Below are 16,455 nucleotides of genomic sequence, written 5' to 3'. Positions count from 1 at the left end.
CGCAGCAAAGCGGCACGCCCCGCGGTGGCGCAACCGGACTCCGATAACGTTTTGCATCCGGATTCTGTCGAGGCTAGGTCGCCCTCCGGGACCCGGCAAGCGCAGCGCCGGGCCGCCTCAGCCGTCCGACGACCCGTCGTCCGCGGCGTCGGGCGCCCCCGCGTCGACCGTGTGCTGCGGCACGCCGGCCGAGCAGAGCGCCACGACCTTCGTCTCCAGGCCCGGCTGCCTCAGCTCCACCTCGACCCGCTGGGGTCCGGCGCTGCCGACCTCGACGGTCCAGCCGTCGGCAGGCGTCGCGTAGAGCAGCGAGATCGCACCGCCGGTGCAGGACGCCGCGACCGTGCCACCGGCCACGGACCACGTGCGCGCGGCCGTCGCCGGCGGGCTGGACGGGATCGGTCCCGTCGTCGGCCGGCTGACCGGGTCGCTCGGGGCGGGGGCCGGGCTCGCGGTCGGCGACGTGGTCGGGGCCGGCGGGGTGGTGGCGCCGGCCGTCGGGGTCGGCACGGCCGCGCGCGCGGCGGCCAGCGCGCGCTCCACCTCGCCCGCCGACATCACGCCGGGACGCGAGGTCTGCGTGTCGAGCACGGCGACGGCGCGGTCGGCGACGAGCCCCGTGACGACGACGGCCAGGACCCACGCGCCGAGCACGAGTGCGCCCCGCCGTCGGGAGCCGGCCGGTGAGCCCGGTCTCGGAACAGCGGCGCGGCCGGTGTGACGCACGCACCCATCGTGGCCCACCGAGGCCAAGGCGACGTTAAGGCCACCACAAGATCGCCCCGGGTTCCCCCGGGCAGCGCGTCGACCGGCGATCGATGGCGCTAGGTTCCGGGATGTGGCGGACGTGCTCATCATCGAGGACGACGCGACGATCCGGACCGCGCTGGTGCGGGCCCTGTCGGCGCGCTCGCACTCCACGATGACCGCTGCCACCGCGCTCGAGGGGTTGCAGAGCCTGGTCGACCACCGTCCGGACGTGGTGCTGCTCGACCTCGGGCTGCCCGACCTGGACGGCGCCGCGCTCCTCGCGATGATCCGGGCGGTCTCCGACGTCCCCGTGATCGTCGTGAGCGCGCGCGACGACGGTGCGGGGATCGTGGCCGTGCTCGACGCCGGCGCCGACGACTACCTGGTGAAGCCCTTCGCCACGGACCAGCTGGACGCGCGGATCCGGGCGGTGCTGCGCCGGACCGACCCGGGCCGGCCGACGGGCCCGGTGGCGGCGGGCGGCCTCGTCATCGACGCGCGGGCTCGCACCGCCACCCTGGACGGCGCCACGCTCGACCTGAGCCCGAAGGAGTTCGACCTCCTGCTCTTCCTCGCCGAGCGCCCCGGCGAGGTGGTGAGCAAGCGGGAGCTGCTGGCCAAGGTGTGGAACCTGCCGTACGGCGGAGCAGACAAGACGGTCGACGTCCACCTCCACTGGCTGCGTCGCAAGCTCGGCGAGACGGCCGAGCAACCGGTGTACCTGCACCGTGTCCGCGGTGTGGGGGTCAAGCTGCTGCCGCCGCCGTGAGAGGCCTGCTGGTCCGGTACGGGCTGGCGATGACCTCGGTCATGCTGGTCGCGTTCCTCGTCCCGCTCGGGCTCCTGGCCCGCTCGCTCGCCGCGGAGCGGGCCCTGGCCGCCGCGCAGCAGGATGCGCAGCAGGTGGCGATGTTCGCGGGGGTCGTCGCCGACGACCCGGCCCGGTTGCAGGCCACGCTGCTGGCGGTGAACGCCGGCGCGCGGCGCACCAGCGTCTTCCTGCCCGACGGCACCGTCGAGGGCGCGCCCGCGCCGAGGGGCCCCGCGGTGGAGCTGGCATCCCTGGGACGCGCGTTGACGGCCAGGACCGACGGCGGCGTCGAGGTGCTCCAGCCGGTGGGGGGCGCGGCCGGGGTGGCCGTGGTGCGCACCTTCGTCCCCGACTCCCAGCTCCAGGCGGGTGTCCTGCGTGCCTGGAGCGTGCTGGCCCTCGTCGGCGCCGTGCTCCTGGGCGGCGCCGTGCTCGCCGGCGACCGGATCGCCGCCCGGCTCTCCCGATCCGTGCGTGACCTGGCCGACGTCGCGGAACGGCTCGGCTCGGGCGACCTCGCGGCCCGGGCGGAACCGTCCGGACCGGCCGAGGTCGCGTCCGTCGGCGCCGTGCTCAACGGGCTCGGCGACCGGGTGGCAGGGCTGCTGGCCGACGAGCGTGAGCTGGTCGCAGACCTCTCCCACCGGCTCCGCACACCCATCACCGCGCTCCGCCTCGACGTCGACATGCTGGCGGACCCGGACGAGCGCGACCGGATGGCCGCCCATGTCGACGGGCTCGTCGGCGCCGTCGACACGGTGATCCACGCCGCTCGTTCCCACGCCCCGCGCACGCCGGAGGTCTGCGACGCCGCCGCGGTGGTGCGGGCCCGGGCGACGTTCTGGGAGGTGCTGACGACCCACGAGGGCCGCCCGCTGCGGGTCGACGTTCCCCCCACCGCGGCCCGGGTCGCGGTGGGAGCCGGCGAGCTGGGCGCCGCGCTCGACGTCCTCGTCGACAACGTGCTGCGTCACACACCGGCCGGGACCGCGCTCGAGCTAACGGTCCGACCCGGGCCGGGAATGGTCGTCGTGGCGGTGGCGGACGCCGGGCCGGGGCTCGCCGACGGCGCGCTGACGGAACGCGGGCGGTCCGGCGCCGGCTCGACCGGCCTGGGGCTGGACGTGGCGCGGCGGACGGCGGAACGCGCCGGCGGACGGCTCGAGGTGGGTCCCGGCCTGGCGGGCAGGGGCACGCGCTTCGCCCTCGTGCTGCCGGCGGCGTTAACCGAGGCTTAGCCCCGGATTGCCCCGGCCCTCATCCGGCGCGCGTCACGGTGGTGGTCGACCGGGCCACCGCGGCCCGACGAGGGAGGACCACCATGCGATGGGCAACCCGGACCGTTCTCGCCGGCACGGCCGGCGTGGCGCTCGCCGGCGGCGGCGCGCTGACCGTCGCCTCCGCCGCGAGCGGCACGCCTCCGGCATCCAGCGCGGTCGTCGTGACGTCGAACGACGAGTCGCAGCAGGCCGAGCTCGCCCGGGAGGCCGCCGAGCTTCGCGCGCAGGTCGCCGGGCTCGAGGCCGCGGTCTCCCGGGCGGCCACGCCCTCCCCGGTGCCGACGGCGCCGCAGCCTGCTCCGTCCGCCGACGCCACGGAGCCGGCGGTCGCCGTGGGGACCCATGACGACGTCGCGCCGACACCGCCCGAGTCCGACCACGCCGAACGGGAGTCCTCCGGGCACGACGACAGCGCGTCCGATGACTGACCGTGGTCGCCAGACCCGGCGGCTGGCCGCGCTCAGCCTGGTCCCGCTGAGCGTCGGCGGCTTCGGCGGCGGGCTCTCCTGGGCGGCGTCGCACCAGGCGGCCGCCACGCCCCCGGCTCCGGTGCCCACCGCCGCGACGACGACCGACCCGCAGCTCACCCAGGCGCTCGCCGAGATCGCCGACGCGAGGGACCGCATCGCGGCCCTCCAGGCCACGCTCGACCAGCGAGCCGCGGCGGCGGGTGCCGCCACCTCGGCACCGGCGGCGCCTCGGCCGGTCGCGGCTCCACCCGCCAAGGCGCCCGCGGCGGCACCGGCGCGGCCCGCCCCGGCACCGCCCCCGCCGGTGCACACGACGACCAAGGCGTCCGGATGACGACCGTGACGGGCGCCGACGAGCTGACCGTGACGTTCCGTTCGATGGCCAGCGACATCCGCGTGAGCGTCGTCGCGCCCACGCCGCGGGCGACGGCGGCCGTCGACGCCGCCTGTGCGGCCATCCGCGCGGTCGCGGCGCACGTGACCCGCTTCGATCCCGCGTCGGCACTCTCCCGCGCCAACGCGCGGCCGTCGGCATGGCACGTGGTGCCCGCCGAGCTCGCCGAGGCGATCGAGGAGGCGGAACGCGCGCACCGCACCACCGACGGCCTCTTCGACCCGCGGGTGCTCGACCGCCTCCTCGCCTGGGGGTACGACCGCACGTTCGAGGAGGTCGTCCGGACGATCGCGGACGCCGCCCCGGCCGGCGCACCGGCAGCGGGACCGGCACTGGCTCCCCGCCCTCCGTGGCGCCCGACCGTCCTGCCCGGTGACGATCGGCGGCTGGTGCAGCTCGACGGGTCGCCGATCGATCTCGGCGGCATCGGCAAGGGGCTGGCGGTGCGGCGCGCCGCGGCCGTGCTGCGCGGCGCCGGGAGCGCGGTGCTGGTCGACGCCGGCGGCGACGAGTGGCTGGGTGGCGCGGGTCCGGACGGCGACGGCTGGCACGTCGGCGTGGAGGACCCGCACGGGGGCGACGACCCGCTGCTGGTGCTGTCGGTGACCGACAGCGGCTGCGCGACCTCGTCGATCCGGCGCCGCCGCTGGGTGGCCGGCGACGGCACGCCGGTGCACCACCTGGTGGACCCACGGACCGGCCGTCCGGGCGGCCCGGGGCTGTCCGCCGTCACGGTGCTCCACCGCGATCCGGCCTGGGCCGAGGTGTGGAGCAAGACGCTGTTCCTCGCCGGCGCCGTCGAGGTCGAGGCGCAGGCCCGGGTCCGGGGGCTCGCCGCCGCCTGGGTGACGGAGGCCGGCGCCGTGCGGGTGTCCCCCGCGATGGAGCCGCACGTCCGATGGCGGGCGGCATGAGGCCGGCCGCCGGCCGCCCCGCACTGGCGCGCGTGGGCGCCGTGGTGCTGGCGGGCGCCACGGCGGTGAGCCTGGCCGCCACGGCCTGGCTCGTGGCCGACGCGATGGGCCGGAAGACGACGCACTGGCTGCTCGGCCGCGCCGCCGGCCTGACGTCCTACGTGCTGCTGCTCGCCCTGGTGACCACCGGCATCCTGCTCGCGCACCCCTGGGCGCGGCACCTGCGGCTGCCGACGGCACGCACCCGTCTCGCCCTCCACACCGGGCTCGCCACGTACACCCTGGCGTTCACCGTGCTGCACGTCGTGGTGCTGGCCACCGACCCGTGGGCCAAGGTCGGCTGGGTCGGCGCCCTGCTGCCCATGGCGGCGGTGTACCGGCCGGTCGCGGTGAGCCTCGGGGTCATCGCGGTCTGGGCCGGGATCGTCACGGGGCTGACCGCGCGATTCGCGGGCCGGCTCGTCGGCCGGCTGTGGTGGCCGCTCCACAAGGTGGCGGGGGCGTCGCTGGTGCTCGTGTGGGCCCACAGCGTGCTGGCGGGCAGCGACGTCGTCGCGCTGCGCGCGTTCTACCTGGGCACCGGGTGCGCGGTCGTCGCGCTGGCGATCACGCGGTACGCCGCGCGCACGCCCGCCGACGAGGTGGCGCAGCTGACCCGCGACACGCAGGGAACGGCCGAGGCCTGGCCCACCCGCTCGGCCGCCCGCGGAGCGACGCGATGACAGGGATCGCCACCTTCCCCCGGCTGCCCGGACGCAGGGTGGGTGCGTCCGGCGGCCTGACCGACCGCCTGCTGCTGTCCGACGTCCACCTGCGCCGCTCGGGGCCGGCCGACCCGGTGCGGCACGTCGCCGCCGAGAGCCTCGTGGAGCACCTGGCCCGGCTCGGCCCGCGACCGCTCGGCGGGCCGGGACTCGTCGACCTGGTGCAGGGCAGCGGCCTCCTCGGCCACGGCGGTGCGCACGTGCCGGCGGCGGTGAAATGGCGGGCGCTGGCAGCCGGGGACGGGCCGCTGACCCTCGTCGCGAACGCCGCCGAGAGCGAGCCCGTCGCCGGCAAGGACGGCACGCTGCTCCGGCAGCGCCCGCACCTGGTGCTCGACGGGCTGGCCCTGGCCGCCGAGGCGCTGGGCGCGCAACGCGCCGTCGTCTGGCTCCACGGGGACGACGACGGCGGGCGCCGTGCCGTCCGGACAGCGTTGGAGGAGCGGCGGCGGACCGGCGCGCGCGAGCCGGTCAAGATCGTCAGCGGACCCGTGCACTACCTCGCCGGGGAGTCGAGCGCGGTGGCCCGCGGCGTCCTCGGAGGGCCGGCGCTGCCGTCGACCCGCCGCCCGGCGCGGGGCCCGCACCGCCCCCGCACCCTCGTGCACAACGTCGAGACGCTCGCCCGGCTCGCGCTGCTGGCCAGGGACCGCCCTCCGACGAGCACCCGGCTGCTGTCGGTGCTCGGCGCGGACCGCGTCGTCGTCGAGGTGGAGGCGGCCACCACGTTCGCCCGGCTGCTGGCCGAGCTGGGCTGGGACTCTCGGCCGCAGGCCGTCCTGCTCGGTGGCTACGGCGGCCTGTGGGCGCCCTGGGACCGACTGGCGGACCTGCCGCTCGCCGAGTCCGCCCTGCGCTCGGAGGGCCTGACCCTCGGCGCCGGGGTGGTGATCCCTCTCGCGGAGGGCGCCTGCGGCCTGCGCGTCACGGCCGACCTGGTGCGCTACCTCGCGTCGATGAGCGCCCGCCAGTGCGGTCCGTGCGCCTTCGGGCTGCCCGCGCTGGCCGACTCCGCCCGGGCGCTCGCCGAGGGGCGAGGCCACGACGACCTCGTGCAGCGGCTGCTGGACGACGCGGGACTCGTCGAGGGTCGCGGCGCGTGCCACCATCCCGACGGTGCGACCCGGCTTGTCGCCTCGGCGCTGGCCACCTTCGAGGCGGATGTCGCGGCGCACGTCGCGGGGCGAGCCTGTCCGGCCCGCGCCGACCACCCGCTCCCGGGGGTGGACGGCGCCGGCACGGTTCCCGTGGCGGTCCGCCGATGAGCCGCGCGCCGGCGGGCCGGCTCCGGCTGCGCGTGGACCCGGTCGCCTGCGAGGGCATCGGGCTGTGCGCGCACGTCGCGGACCGGGTGGTCGCGCTCGATCGCTGGGGCTATCCGATCGTCGACGGCGACCTGGACGCGGGCGCCGCGGTGCGGGCCGCGCGCCGGGCGGTGAGGGCGTGCCCGCGCCGGGCCCTGTGGCTCGAGCCGGCCGACCAGCGCCGCTGACCGTGCTCGGGGCCCCGCCCACGCGGTGCGACGGCATGGCAGGGTTGACGCCATGCCCGCCGGCGCCCTCGGCCTGATCCCGCTCCTGCTGGTCGTGGCTGCCGACGTCTGGGTCTACGTCGACGCGAAGGCACGCCAGGGGACGCGCCGCGAGGTCAGTGTGACGGTGGGATCCATGGAGATCGCGACGCCGCAGGCCTGGCTGCTGTGGTGCGCGGTGCTCTTCCTCGTCTCCTTCCCGGTCTACCGGTGGCGCGCCGGGCGACCGCGTAGCGGGGGCGCCCCCCCGGTCGTCGCGCCGCAGCAGCTCCCCCACCGCGGAGCGTCCCCGTGGGTAGCATGGGACGCGCCGGGGTCGGTGACGCCGATCGAGCTCAAGGAGGAGCCGATGGCACGCGTGGTGATCCTCGGGGCAGGGATCGCGGGGCACACCGCGGCGCTGCACCTGAGGCGGATGCTCGCTCGTGAGCACGAGGTCGTCGTGGTCTCGCCGAGCGCCCAGTGGAACTGGATCCCGTCCAACATCTGGGTGGGCGTCGGCAGGATGAGCGCCGACAAGGTGGTGTTCCCCCTCGCTCCGGTCTACCGCCGGCTGGGCATCGACTTCCACCAGGCGCTGGCCACGACGATCTTCCCCGAGGGCACCGCCGACGACCCCCGGCCGCAGGTCGAGGCGTCCTCGACGCGCTCGGAGACGCGGGGCGCGATCGAGCGGATCGGCTACGACTACCTCATCAACGCCACCGGCCCGAAGCTCAACTTCGCCGCGACGCCGGGGCTCGGCCCGGAGGCCAACTCGCTGTCCGTGTGCACCGCGTCGCACGCCGCCGCGACCTCGGCGGTGTTTGCGGACCTCATCGCCGCGATGAAGCGCGGCGAGCACAAGACGATCGTCATCGGCACCGGGCACGGGATGTGCACGTGCGAGGGCGCCGCCTTCGAGTACACGTTCAACGTGGAGCACGAGCTGCGCGCGCACGGCGTGCGGGACAAGGCCGAGCTCGTCTACCTGTCCAACGAGTACGACCTGGGCGACTTCGGCGTGGGCGGCATGAGCTTCACGCAGATGGGCTACACCATGTCGTCGAAGACGTGGACGGAGTCGCTCTTCCGCGAGCGCGGCGTCAAGGCGATCCTGCGCGCCCACGTGCAGCGGGTGGAGCCCGGGATGCTGACCTACGAGCAGCTGGACGGCTCGGAGCACTCGCTCGCGTTCGACTTCGCGATGCTGCTGCCGCCGTTCCGCGGCGCCGACCTCAAGGCCTACGACCGCGCCGGCGCGGACGTCACCGACCGGCTGTTCGCCCCGAGCGGCCTGACCAAGGTGGACGCCGACTACACGCCGAAGCCCTACGACCAGTGGTCGGCCGACGACTGGCCGACGACCTACCGCAACCCCAGCTACCCGAACGTCTTCGCCCCGGGCATCGCGTTCGCCCCGCCCCACCAGATCTCGGCGCCGCACACGAGCCCGAACGGGACGGTCATCACCCCGGCGCCGCCACGCACCGGGATGCCCTCCGGGATCATGGCCAAGGCGGTGGCGCTCACCATCAAGGACCTCATCGAGCGCGGCGAGCAGGCGCAGCCGCACAAGGCGTCGATGGCGGCCATGGGTGCGGCGTGCGTGGCGTCCGCCGGCACGGGGTTGACCCGCGGGTCGGCCGCCTCGATGACGATGTTCCCGGTCGTCCCGGACTGGCGGCGGTACCCGGCCACCGGCCGCGACGTGCGCGGCACGTCGGGCGAGCTGGGCCTGGCGGGGCACTGGATCAAGGCGATGCTGCACTACCTGTTCCTCTACAAGGCCAAGGCTCGGCCCCTGTGGTTCCTCATCCCGGAGTGACCCCCGTGCCCGCGCCGGCCGACGACCGAAGGAGCTGGTGATGAGTGACGCAGTGACCGGTGAGGCGATCGCGTCGGCACCGCTGCCGACGCCGAGAACCCTCGCCCGGCGCCGGAACGTGGCGTTCCAGCTGCTCCGGTTCGCCGCCCTCAACCTCAAGATGATGCGCGTCATCCTCCGCGGGCACGGCTGACCGCGGCGCCCTGGTCGCGAGCCCGACGACCGGACGGGCTCGACGTGCGTCGGGCGGCCGGAGCGGGTCACCGCCTCGGCCGCCCGACGGTCGTCCCTACACCTCCTCGACGGCCGGCCCGGGCTCAGCCGCGATGCCGCGCTCGATGACGCGCGAGTGCAGGACGTCCCCCACGAACAGGTCGTAGAGGATCACGCCGATCACCCCGCCGATCAGCGGCCCGACGATCGGGATCCAGAAGTAGGCGGAGAACTTCCCGTCGACGGTGCCCGGCATCGCCACCTGCCCCCAGCCGGCGATCCAGGCGAAGAGGCGCGGACCGAGGTCACGCGCGGGGTTGATGGCGTACCCGGCGTTCGCGCCGTACGACATGCCGATCGCCGCGACCGCCAGCCCGATGAGCAGCGGACCGAGGTTGGCCTTGACCGCGGTGTTGCGCAGGTCGATGAGGGCCACGACGAAGAGCACCAGGAAGCCGGTGCCGACGATCTGGTCGACGAGCGGACCGACCCAGCCGCCGTTGAAGTACGGCGCCGGGAAGGTGGCGAAGATCGAGTACGTCGCCAGCCCGCCGGCCGCGTTCCGGGCGGTCCCGGCCGCCTTGTTGAACGCGTCGATCGCGTTGTGGTAGACGAGGTAGACGAGCGCCGCGCCGGTGAAGGCACCGACCAGCTGGGCGAACCAGTACGGGAGCACCTTGCTCCACGCGAACTTGCGGCGCACCGCGAAGGCCAACGTCACGGCCGGGTTGAGGTGGGCGCCGCTGACCCCGCCCGCGACGTACACGGCCAGCGCCACGGCCAGGGCCCATCCCCAGGTGATGAGCAGCCAGTCGCCGGCCGCCGCGAAGATGACGTTCGGGCCGGACGTGCGCCCCGAACCGGGCAGGCCGGCCACGGCCATCGCCACGACGCCGTCGCCGAAGGCGATGAGAACAAAGGTTCCCAGGAACTCAGCGAGCACCTCGCCCCACGTGCCGCCCAGTCGCTTGAGCGGACTTCCGTGACGCAACGCATTCCTGAGCGGTGTGATGTCGCTCACGGCGCAACTCCTTCGATGTCAAGGAATCAATGCGCGGGCGTGAGCCGGTTGTCGCCCTGACCGAGAACTGTCGTGATCACCGGATGCGACGCACCGACATCGTGTCCACGGTGGTGGCGCGACACAGGTCAGCGGCCCTGGCCGCCATCCGGGGCCGCCATCCGGCAGAGGCCGGCTTCGGGAGCGGATCGCAGCAGAGTCGTGCGTCGACGCCACGATCTTTCTCTCCGCGTCGGATCTGCGTTCGCCAGGCCCAGGTCCCGAACCCGTCAATCCCGAACCGACGATTTCGACGGTACGCCGCGCCCACCGCCGATGCCACGCGGGAACGTGTGAGATGTCAGACGCGCACGGCGACCGCCAGATTCACCGCCCCGCGACGGCCCGGAAGGCCGCGCCGCGCAACGGGCGGTGCGCCAACGGGGCCAGCAGGCACACGTCGAGCGCGCCGACGAGGACGAAGACGACGCCGAGCGCGGCCAGCGCCCACCAGCCGCCGCCGAGCAGGGCGCCGAGGACGATCAGCACGACGCCGGCGACGGCACGCGTCCACCGGCCGGCGGGGGAGCCGAGGAAGAGCAGCACGGACACGAGGACCTCCACAGGTCTCTAGTGGGTCACGACGGCCAGATGGGTCGTCCTGGAGGCGGCGTCGACGCCGCCCAGGTTGGTGACGTCGGTGAAGCCCAGCGACGCCATCTGGGCCTTCGCCGCACCGGCACGGCTGCCGGTCCGGCAGTACACGAGGTAGTGGCCGTCCTTGGGGAGCTGGCCCACCCGGGTCGCGAAGCCGGCGTCCTCGACGTCGATGTTGACGGCACCCTGGAGGTGGCCGGCGGCGTACTCGGCGCCGGTGCGGACGTCGATGACGACCGAGCCGGCAGGCACCGCGGCGTCGCCGTGCGATGAGCAGGCGCCCAGCCCGACGACCGCGGCCAGCGCGACGACCGCCGCGACGAGGGTCCTGACAAGCGTGCCCACCGATGTCTCCCCACGAACGACGAATACCCTGATGGGTATCGTAGCGATACCCCGGTGGGTATGCCAAGAGCGTGGTCGGCCGGGCTGGGGCCGGGCGAGCGGGGACGGGCGTCGGAGCGGCTCCGCCCCCAGGATTCGAAACACCCAGATGCAGCTCGCCGACCTGCACCAGAACTGGTCTTTGGCCAGGTCAACGGCCACATCCGCGTGAAGGGAGAGGAACGTCGCGGAACCCAAATCGGCCCTCTTGTGACACTCCTTGTGACACTGCCACCATCGCTGGGTGGCCAGATCGAGGTCGGGATTCGGGGCTGTAGCCCAGCTGCCGTCCGGGCGTTGGCGCGCCAGGTACACGATCCCCGACGCAGTCCCGCGACAGTGGGTGAACGCGGGGACGACGTTCGACACGAAGAAGGACGCGGAACTGTGGCTCGCCCGGCAGCGCACCGAGCTCGCCGACGGCATCCTGCGCCCCAAAGCGCTCGCCTCCGATGTGACCTTCCGGGACTACGCGGCACGGTGGATCGAGGAGCGACGCAACAGCCGCGGAGAGCCGCTGCGGCCCGCGACGCGCGCGCTGTATGAGAGGTACCTCGACCTGCACGTCATGCCGATCCTTGGCGATCGCCGAGTGGCGGGTCTGATGAAGGACGACATGCGCGCCTGGTATCGGCAGCTCTCCCCCAGTCGCCCCACCAACCGTGCGCGGGTGTACGCCCTGGTGCGGGCCATCCTGCGTACCGCCGTCGAAGACGACGACCTCCTTACCGCCAACCCCCTCGTGATTCGCGGAGCCGGGCAGTCGCCGAGCTCTCGAGACAAGACAGTGGCATCGGCAGAACAGGTCGACGAGCTCGCCGGGCTGGTCCCGGACCGCCTCGGCCTCGCGATCAAGCTCGGCGCCTGGTGCTCGCTACGAATCGGGGAGGTCCTCGAACTTCGCCGAGCGGACGTCACACCGCACGCCATCGCGGTGAGCCGTGCGGTGACATTCGTGCGGGGCGAACCGATCGTCGGCGCCCCCAAGACACGGGCCGGCACACGCACGGTCCACGTCCCACCGCACCTGGCCGGAGAGATCCGCGCCCACCTTCTAGCGCATACGAACGAAGGGCCTGACGGGTTGCTGTTCCCGCTCTACCCCGGTCAGGACCGGCACATGCATCGCCGCACGCTCGGCGGGTATGTCAGCGGGGCTGTGGCGAAGTCGAGCCTCCCCCGAGGCTTCAGCTTCCACACGCTGCGGCACTCCGGTCTGACCTGGGCTGGACAGGCTGGCGCGACCGTCGCCGAGCTGCAGAACCGCGCGGGCCATACGACGCCGACAATCGTGGCGCGCTACCAACACGCAACCGACGAGCGCGACGCCGCCATCGCAGCGGCGATGTCGGCCAAGGCCGCACCGCCCGCTCGGCCCACAGCCACAGCGTGACCCGGTCCTGTCGGAAGGGGTGCGCCAGGTCCGGCTCGGGCTACGCCGTCTCATCGGGGCCGCACCCCGACGCCAAGCACGGCCGCTGCAGACCGACGACATCCGCAGGATCGTCACCGCCATCGACCGCACCACCCCCAAGGGCGCCCGCGACGCCGCGATCATCCTGCTCGGCTTCGCCTCCGCATTACGCCGCTCTGAGCTGGCAGCCCTCACTGTGAGCGATATCGAGCACCAACCCGGCGGTGTTGTCGTGACCGTGAGCAGGTCGAAGACCGACCAGGAGGGCGAAGGGCAGCGCGTGGCCGTGGTGAACGGCCAGCATGCGGTCACCGACCCCGTTGCAGCACTGAACGAATGGCTCGACCGCCGCGGCCGGGCACCAGGCCCGCTGTTCACCAGCCTGCAACGAGGAACCGTCAGCCTCCACCCGATCTCCGGGCAGGCGATCGCGATCGCCCTGCGCAACCGCGCCCGCGCAGCAGGGTTCGACGCCGCGCGGATCACCCCCCACTCCCTCCGCGCCGGCCACACCACCTCCGCAGCCGTCGCCGGCGTCTCCCTGGACCGCATCGCCGCCCAGACTCGTCACAAACGGCTCTCGACTCTCATCGAGCGCTACATCCGTCCCGCTCAAGCTCTGGAGTACACCTCCAGTCGCGACCTCGGGCTATGACAGGTGACGCATCTGACCATCCGCAGGCTGCCGGGATCCAGCACAATGGTCGGAGCGCCCGAGCGGGCGACCGGACGAGGCACGCCGTACCCGGCCAGCGACAAGACGGTGTCGTGAGGAGTCTCGTCATGTACGACGTCGTCCAGGTCACCGGGTCGCTGCTCATCCTGGCTGCCTTCGTTGCGGCGTTGGGTGGGCGCCTGCAGCAGTCGTCCTACACCTACCTTGCGGTCAACTTCGCGGGTTCAGCCGCGCTGACCGTCACGGCTGTTCTGAGCCGGGAGTGGGGTTTCATCCTGCTCGAGGGTGTGTGGGCCGCGGTCTCGTTCTGGTCGATGGTCCGGAAGTCGCTCGGGCGCCCGGTCGCCGTCTCCCACGGCAGCTGAGCCGGCCAGCGACCCCATCCGATATTGAGGTGCACTATCAAGTGCACTATGTTGCACAGATGGATCAGAGTACCGCTTCGCTCGCCTCCGCCATCGGTGGCCGGGTCCGTCACGAGCGGCAGGCTCGTCGCCTGACCCTCGACCAGCTGTCCGACCTGGCCGGCGTGAGCCGCCGGATGCTTGTCAACGTCGAGCAGGGTGCAGCCAACCCCAGCGTGGGGACGCTGCTGCGGCTCAGCGACGCCCTCGGCGTCGGGCTCCCGGCACTGGTCGAACCCCCGGAGGCGGCACCTCTGAAGGTGACCCGGAGCGGGGAGGGCGCCGCGCTGTGGACCGGCGACGCAGGCGGCCGTGGAGTGCTGGTGGCCGGCACCCAGCCTCCCGACGTCCTTGAGCTGTGGGACTGGACACTTGGGGTCGGGGACGCCCACGCGAGCGAGGCGCACGTGGCCGGGACCCACGAGCTCCTGCAAGTTCACCACGGCAGCGTCACCGTGACGGTCGGCGACCAGAAAGCCACCCTCAACGCCGGAGACGCCATCGGGTTCGCCGGGGACGTCGACCACGGATACGCCAACGCCGGCACGGAACCGGCTCGGTTCTCCCTGACCGTCTTCGAGCCGGGTGTCGGCACCTCCCCCAAGTCCAACAAGACCAGCAAGGCGGCTGCGAACGATGCCTGACCTCAGTTCCTTCCTCAACGGCGCCTGTGTCGACAGCGCGGTCTTCGGGCTGCGCCCGGACTACCGCGTCCTGCTCCTGGCTGTCGACGGCATCACACCAGGAGCCAGCGACCAGCACAGCGAGGCACTGCTCGCCGCCGCGGAGGCGGCGGTGCGCGAGCTCGACGGCCATGCGGTCGAGGAGCTTCCCCCCATCGCCTCCTGGCGGGATGCTTATCGGGCGTTCGGCGCCAAGCCGCAACGCACCCGCAACAGTCTCGAAGCGCTCACCAGGCGTGCCGGCTCCGAGGCAGGTCTGCCGCGGGTCAACCGGCTCACCGACCTCTACAACGCCGTCTCGGTCCTCCACCAGATCCCGCTCGGCGGTGAAGACCTGAACCGCTACGACGGGCCGCCGCGGCTCGTGCGGGCCACGGGCGAGGAGCCGTTCGACACCGTTGCCGACGGAGCCGATGTCGTCGAGCACCCCGAACCCGGCGAGGTCGTGTGGTGCGACGAGATCGGCGTGACCTGCCGCCGCTGGAACTGGCGCCAGGGACGACGCACGCAACTTGCAGACGACACCACGACCGCCCTGTTCATCCTCGACGCCCTCGACCCACTGACCGACGAGGCCCTCAACGCGGTCGCCGACGACCTACTCGCCCACCTCGCCCGGCTCGGCCCGGACGTCCGCTCAGCCCGCCGGACCATCCGAGCCTGACGCGCAGACCACCCCAGACCCGTACGACCCGAAATCAGGAGAACTCCCATGATGTGCTGCCAGTTCATCTTCAAGCCCGGCACCTACGACGACGACTTCCACCACCTCGACGCCCAGATCGACGAGTACGCCCGCGGCCTGCCCGGCTTCCAGCGCGTCGAGAAGTACCTGTCGCCCGACGGTAATGTGATCAACGCCATCTACAACTTCGCCGACAAGAAGGACGTCGCCAAGCTCGCCCGGTTCCCCACCCACCGCGAAGCCAAGGGCCAGGTCGCACGCTGGTACGACGGGTACCGCATCGTCATCAGCCAGGTCACCGCCACCTACGGCGACGACCGCCTCCCCGCCGACGAGGCCGAGGCGAGCTGAGCATGAGCATCCGCCAGAGCACCCGACCGGCCGGTGGAACTAGCCGGCCCGACAAGCACGACCCGGGCACCGTCGCTGAGGACACTTGGTTCGTCCACGGCGGCAACCAGGCCGACGACACCACCGGAGCCATCCGCACCCCCATCGTGATGGCCAACAGCTACCAGCTGCCCGAAGACCCCACCACACTCGACGACCCCGACTACGGCGGCCTGGTCTACACCCGCGAGCACGGCGCCAACCAGCTCGGCCTGGAACGCAAGCTGGCCGCCCTCGACCACGGCGAGGCCGCCGCAGTCTTCGGCACCGGCATGGCAGCCCTGCACGCCGCGTTCTTCACCCTGCTCAACCCCGGCGACCACGCCATCGTCTCCAACGTGACCTACATGCGGGTATGGGGACTGTTCGACTCCCTGCTCCCGGCCAAGCTCGGCATCGAGGTCGCCTTCGTCGACATCACCGATCTCGCCGCCGTCCAAGCAGCCGTCCGACCCAACACTCGGCTCGTTCACACCGAGGTCATCGCCAACCCCGACGTCCGCGTCGCCGACATCGCGGCGCTGGCCGACATCGCCCACGCCGCCGGCGCACGGCTCACCGTCGACTCCACCTTCACGCCACCGCCGATGTTCCGGCCGCTCGACCACGCTGCCGACCTGACGCTGCACTCGCTGACCAAGTACTTCAACGGCCACGGAGACGCCATGGGGGGTGTCGTCATCGGTGCCGCCGACCTCGTCGAGGACATCCGCGCTGGTGCCCTGTGGCACGTGGGCGGCGCCATCTCTCCGTTCAACGCCTGGTTGATCATGCGCGGCGCGATCACCCTGCCGCTGCGCCTGGAACGTCACTGCGACAACGCCCAAGCCATCGCCGAGTTCCTCGCCGTCGACCCTCGCGTCGCCCACGTCGCCTACCCCGGCCTGGCCAACGATCCCCACCACGAACGCGCCACCGCCCAGCTGGCCGGCGGCGCAGGCGGGGTCGTCTCGTTCGCCATCGCCGGCAGCCACGAGGACCGCGTGAAGTTCGTCAACGACTTACGTGTCATCACCTCCGCGGTCTCCCTCGGCCACGACGAAACCCTCATCGTCTACGAGAACTACCCCGAAGCCCGGGCCGCCGCGTTCGACACTCCGTTCCGCGACCACGGCCTCATCCGCCTCGCTGTCGGCCTCGAAGAAGCAGACGATCTCATCGCCGACCTCGACGCAGCCCTGACCACCGCCTACGGCCCCGCCCGCTGACCCGCGCCACGACCCGGAAG

The 16,455-nt window shown here is 73.2% G+C and carries 21 protein-coding genes and 1 riboswitch; of the genes, 17 read left to right on the top strand and 4 right to left on the bottom strand.

Annotated elements, in window-relative coordinates:
- Window positions 1-117 precede the first annotated feature (117 nt).
- The gene (locus tag BGO37_RS01315) at window positions 118-654 is read right to left on the bottom strand and encodes a hypothetical protein (protein ID WP_291751409.1); all 537 of its coding nucleotides are present in this window, start codon (window positions 652-654) and stop codon (window positions 118-120) included.
- A 184-nt stretch (window positions 655-838) separates the two neighbouring features.
- On the opposite strand from BGO37_RS01315, the gene BGO37_RS01310 reads away from it, so the two are divergent.
- From BGO37_RS01310 to BGO37_RS01265, 10 genes are all read left to right on the top strand, one after another.
- Complete coding sequence (locus tag BGO37_RS01310) at window positions 839-1,519, top strand: response regulator transcription factor (protein ID WP_291751406.1); 681 nt, start codon at window positions 839-841, stop codon at window positions 1,517-1,519.
- The gene (locus BGO37_RS01305) at window positions 1,516-2,799 is read left to right on the top strand and encodes a HAMP domain-containing sensor histidine kinase (protein WP_291751404.1); all 1,284 of its coding nucleotides are present in this window, start codon (window positions 1,516-1,518) and stop codon (window positions 2,797-2,799) included. The genes BGO37_RS01310 and BGO37_RS01305 overlap by 4 nt, the downstream gene beginning before the upstream one ends.
- Before the next feature lie 83 nt (window positions 2,800-2,882).
- Entirely contained in the window at window positions 2,883-3,269 is a 387-nt protein-coding gene (locus BGO37_RS01300; RefSeq protein WP_291751401.1) for a hypothetical protein, read from the top strand.
- Complete coding sequence (locus BGO37_RS01295; protein WP_291751399.1) at window positions 3,262-3,645, top strand: hypothetical protein; 384 nt, start codon at window positions 3,262-3,264, stop codon at window positions 3,643-3,645. Before BGO37_RS01300 ends, BGO37_RS01295 begins: the two co-directional genes overlap by 8 nt.
- Window positions 3,642-4,619 (top strand): FAD:protein FMN transferase, encoded by a 978-nt coding sequence (locus BGO37_RS01290; RefSeq protein WP_291751397.1) that lies wholly within the window; start codon window positions 3,642-3,644, stop codon window positions 4,617-4,619. Before BGO37_RS01295 ends, BGO37_RS01290 begins: the two co-directional genes overlap by 4 nt.
- Window positions 4,616-5,341, top strand: a complete 726-nt coding sequence (locus tag BGO37_RS01285) for a hypothetical protein (protein ID WP_291751396.1) — start codon at window positions 4,616-4,618, stop codon at window positions 5,339-5,341. Before BGO37_RS01290 ends, BGO37_RS01285 begins: the two co-directional genes overlap by 4 nt.
- On the top strand, window positions 5,338-6,648 hold the full coding sequence (locus BGO37_RS01280) for an NADH-ubiquinone oxidoreductase-F iron-sulfur binding region domain-containing protein (protein ID WP_291751394.1): 1,311 nt from the start codon (window positions 5,338-5,340) through the stop codon (window positions 6,646-6,648). Before BGO37_RS01285 ends, BGO37_RS01280 begins: the two co-directional genes overlap by 4 nt.
- Window positions 6,645-6,875 (top strand): ferredoxin, encoded by a 231-nt coding sequence (locus BGO37_RS01275; RefSeq protein WP_291751392.1) that lies wholly within the window; start codon window positions 6,645-6,647, stop codon window positions 6,873-6,875. Before BGO37_RS01280 ends, BGO37_RS01275 begins: the two co-directional genes overlap by 4 nt.
- 52 nt (window positions 6,876-6,927) lie before the next feature.
- Window positions 6,928-8,721, top strand: coding sequence for an FAD/NAD(P)-binding oxidoreductase (locus BGO37_RS01270; RefSeq protein ID WP_291751390.1), 1,794 nt, complete (start codon window positions 6,928-6,930; stop codon window positions 8,719-8,721).
- A gap of 40 nt (window positions 8,722-8,761) precedes the next feature.
- Window positions 8,762-8,914 carry a hypothetical protein gene (locus BGO37_RS01265; protein ID WP_291751387.1) on the top strand — a complete coding sequence of 51 codons (153 nt, stop codon included), beginning with the start codon at window positions 8,762-8,764 and terminating at the stop codon, window positions 8,912-8,914.
- Window positions 8,915-9,010: 96 nt separating this feature from the next.
- Here BGO37_RS01265 and BGO37_RS01260 read toward each other — a convergent pair whose 3' ends face one another.
- The 3 genes from BGO37_RS01260 to BGO37_RS01250 form a co-directional block, all read right to left on the bottom strand.
- Window positions 9,011-9,955: an MIP/aquaporin family protein gene (locus BGO37_RS01260; protein WP_291751385.1), complete on the bottom strand. Its 945-nt coding sequence runs from the start codon at window positions 9,953-9,955 to the stop codon at window positions 9,011-9,013.
- Between the two features lie 366 nt (window positions 9,956-10,321).
- The gene (locus BGO37_RS01255) at window positions 10,322-10,546 is read right to left on the bottom strand and encodes a YgaP-like transmembrane domain (RefSeq protein ID WP_291751384.1); all 225 of its coding nucleotides are present in this window, start codon (window positions 10,544-10,546) and stop codon (window positions 10,322-10,324) included.
- An 18-nt stretch (window positions 10,547-10,564) separates the two neighbouring features.
- Window positions 10,565-10,936, bottom strand: a complete 372-nt coding sequence (locus BGO37_RS01250) for a rhodanese-like domain-containing protein (protein ID WP_291751382.1) — start codon at window positions 10,934-10,936, stop codon at window positions 10,565-10,567.
- A gap of 382 nt (window positions 10,937-11,318) precedes the next feature.
- Here BGO37_RS01250 and BGO37_RS01245 point away from each other — a divergent pair, with 382 nt between their 5' ends.
- The 7 genes from BGO37_RS01245 to BGO37_RS01215 all read left to right on the top strand — a co-directional run bounded on the left by BGO37_RS01245 (window position 11,319) and on the right by BGO37_RS01215 (window position 16,435).
- On the top strand, window positions 11,319-12,368 hold the full coding sequence (locus tag BGO37_RS01245; protein WP_291751378.1) for a tyrosine-type recombinase/integrase: 1,050 nt from the start codon (window positions 11,319-11,321) through the stop codon (window positions 12,366-12,368).
- Window positions 12,369-12,387: 19 nt separating this feature from the next.
- The gene (locus BGO37_RS01240; protein WP_291751376.1) at window positions 12,388-13,044 is read left to right on the top strand and encodes a tyrosine-type recombinase/integrase; all 657 of its coding nucleotides are present in this window, start codon (window positions 12,388-12,390) and stop codon (window positions 13,042-13,044) included.
- A 51-nt stretch (window positions 13,045-13,095) separates the two neighbouring features.
- Window positions 13,096-13,159: riboswitch (guanidine-III (ykkC-III) riboswitch) on the top strand.
- A 13-nt stretch (window positions 13,160-13,172) separates the two neighbouring features.
- Window positions 13,173-13,430, top strand: coding sequence for a hypothetical protein (locus BGO37_RS01235; RefSeq protein ID WP_291751374.1), 258 nt, complete (start codon window positions 13,173-13,175; stop codon window positions 13,428-13,430).
- 59 nt (window positions 13,431-13,489) lie between these two features.
- Window positions 13,490-14,113, top strand: a complete 624-nt coding sequence (locus tag BGO37_RS01230; protein WP_291751371.1) for a helix-turn-helix domain-containing protein — start codon at window positions 13,490-13,492, stop codon at window positions 14,111-14,113.
- Window positions 14,106-14,816 carry a B3/4 domain-containing protein gene (locus BGO37_RS01225; protein WP_291751369.1) on the top strand — a complete coding sequence of 237 codons (711 nt, stop codon included), beginning with the start codon at window positions 14,106-14,108 and terminating at the stop codon, window positions 14,814-14,816. Before BGO37_RS01230 ends, BGO37_RS01225 begins: the two co-directional genes overlap by 8 nt.
- Before the next feature lie 48 nt (window positions 14,817-14,864).
- On the top strand, window positions 14,865-15,188 hold the full coding sequence (locus BGO37_RS01220) for a hypothetical protein (RefSeq protein WP_291751367.1): 324 nt from the start codon (window positions 14,865-14,867) through the stop codon (window positions 15,186-15,188).
- A gap of 2 nt (window positions 15,189-15,190) precedes the next feature.
- The gene (locus BGO37_RS01215; protein WP_291751365.1) at window positions 15,191-16,435 is read left to right on the top strand and encodes an aminotransferase class I/II-fold pyridoxal phosphate-dependent enzyme; all 1,245 of its coding nucleotides are present in this window, start codon (window positions 15,191-15,193) and stop codon (window positions 16,433-16,435) included.
- The last annotated feature ends 20 nt before the right edge of the window (window positions 16,436-16,455 follow it).

The sequence above is a fragment of the Cellulomonas sp. 73-92 genome, from assembly GCF_001898175.1.
Taxonomy (GTDB): domain Bacteria; phylum Actinomycetota; class Actinomycetes; order Actinomycetales; family Cellulomonadaceae; genus Cellulomonas.
Note: the sequence above shows the minus strand (reverse complement) of the source record. Positions and strands in the feature narration are given on the sequence as shown.

Excerpts from the sequence above, each read along its gene's own strand:
- BGO37_RS01300 (WP_291751401.1), top strand. The coding sequence starts at position 2,883 with ATGCGATGGGCAACCCGGACCGTTCTCGCCGGCACGGCCGGCGTGGCG.
- BGO37_RS01295 (WP_291751399.1), top strand. The coding sequence starts at position 3,262 with ATGACTGACCGTGGTCGCCAGACCCGGCGGCTGGCCGCGCTCAGCCTG.
- BGO37_RS01290 (WP_291751397.1), top strand. The coding sequence starts at position 3,642 with ATGACGACCGTGACGGGCGCCGACGAGCTGACCGTGACGTTCCGTTCG.
- BGO37_RS01285 (WP_291751396.1), top strand. The coding sequence starts at position 4,616 with ATGAGGCCGGCCGCCGGCCGCCCCGCACTGGCGCGCGTGGGCGCCGTG.
- BGO37_RS01280 (WP_291751394.1), top strand. The coding sequence starts at position 5,338 with ATGACAGGGATCGCCACCTTCCCCCGGCTGCCCGGACGCAGGGTGGGT.
- BGO37_RS01275 (WP_291751392.1), top strand. The coding sequence starts at position 6,645 with ATGAGCCGCGCGCCGGCGGGCCGGCTCCGGCTGCGCGTGGACCCGGTC.
- BGO37_RS01270 (WP_291751390.1), top strand. The coding sequence starts at position 6,928 with ATGCCCGCCGGCGCCCTCGGCCTGATCCCGCTCCTGCTGGTCGTGGCT.
- BGO37_RS01265 (WP_291751387.1), top strand. The coding sequence starts at position 8,762 with ATGAGTGACGCAGTGACCGGTGAGGCGATCGCGTCGGCACCGCTGCCG.
- BGO37_RS01235 (WP_291751374.1), top strand. The coding sequence starts at position 13,173 with ATGTACGACGTCGTCCAGGTCACCGGGTCGCTGCTCATCCTGGCTGCC.
- BGO37_RS01230 (WP_291751371.1), top strand. The coding sequence starts at position 13,490 with ATGGATCAGAGTACCGCTTCGCTCGCCTCCGCCATCGGTGGCCGGGTC.
- BGO37_RS01225 (WP_291751369.1), top strand. The coding sequence starts at position 14,106 with ATGCCTGACCTCAGTTCCTTCCTCAACGGCGCCTGTGTCGACAGCGCG.
- BGO37_RS01220 (WP_291751367.1), top strand. The coding sequence starts at position 14,865 with ATGATGTGCTGCCAGTTCATCTTCAAGCCCGGCACCTACGACGACGAC.
- BGO37_RS01215 (WP_291751365.1), top strand. The coding sequence starts at position 15,191 with ATGAGCATCCGCCAGAGCACCCGACCGGCCGGTGGAACTAGCCGGCCC.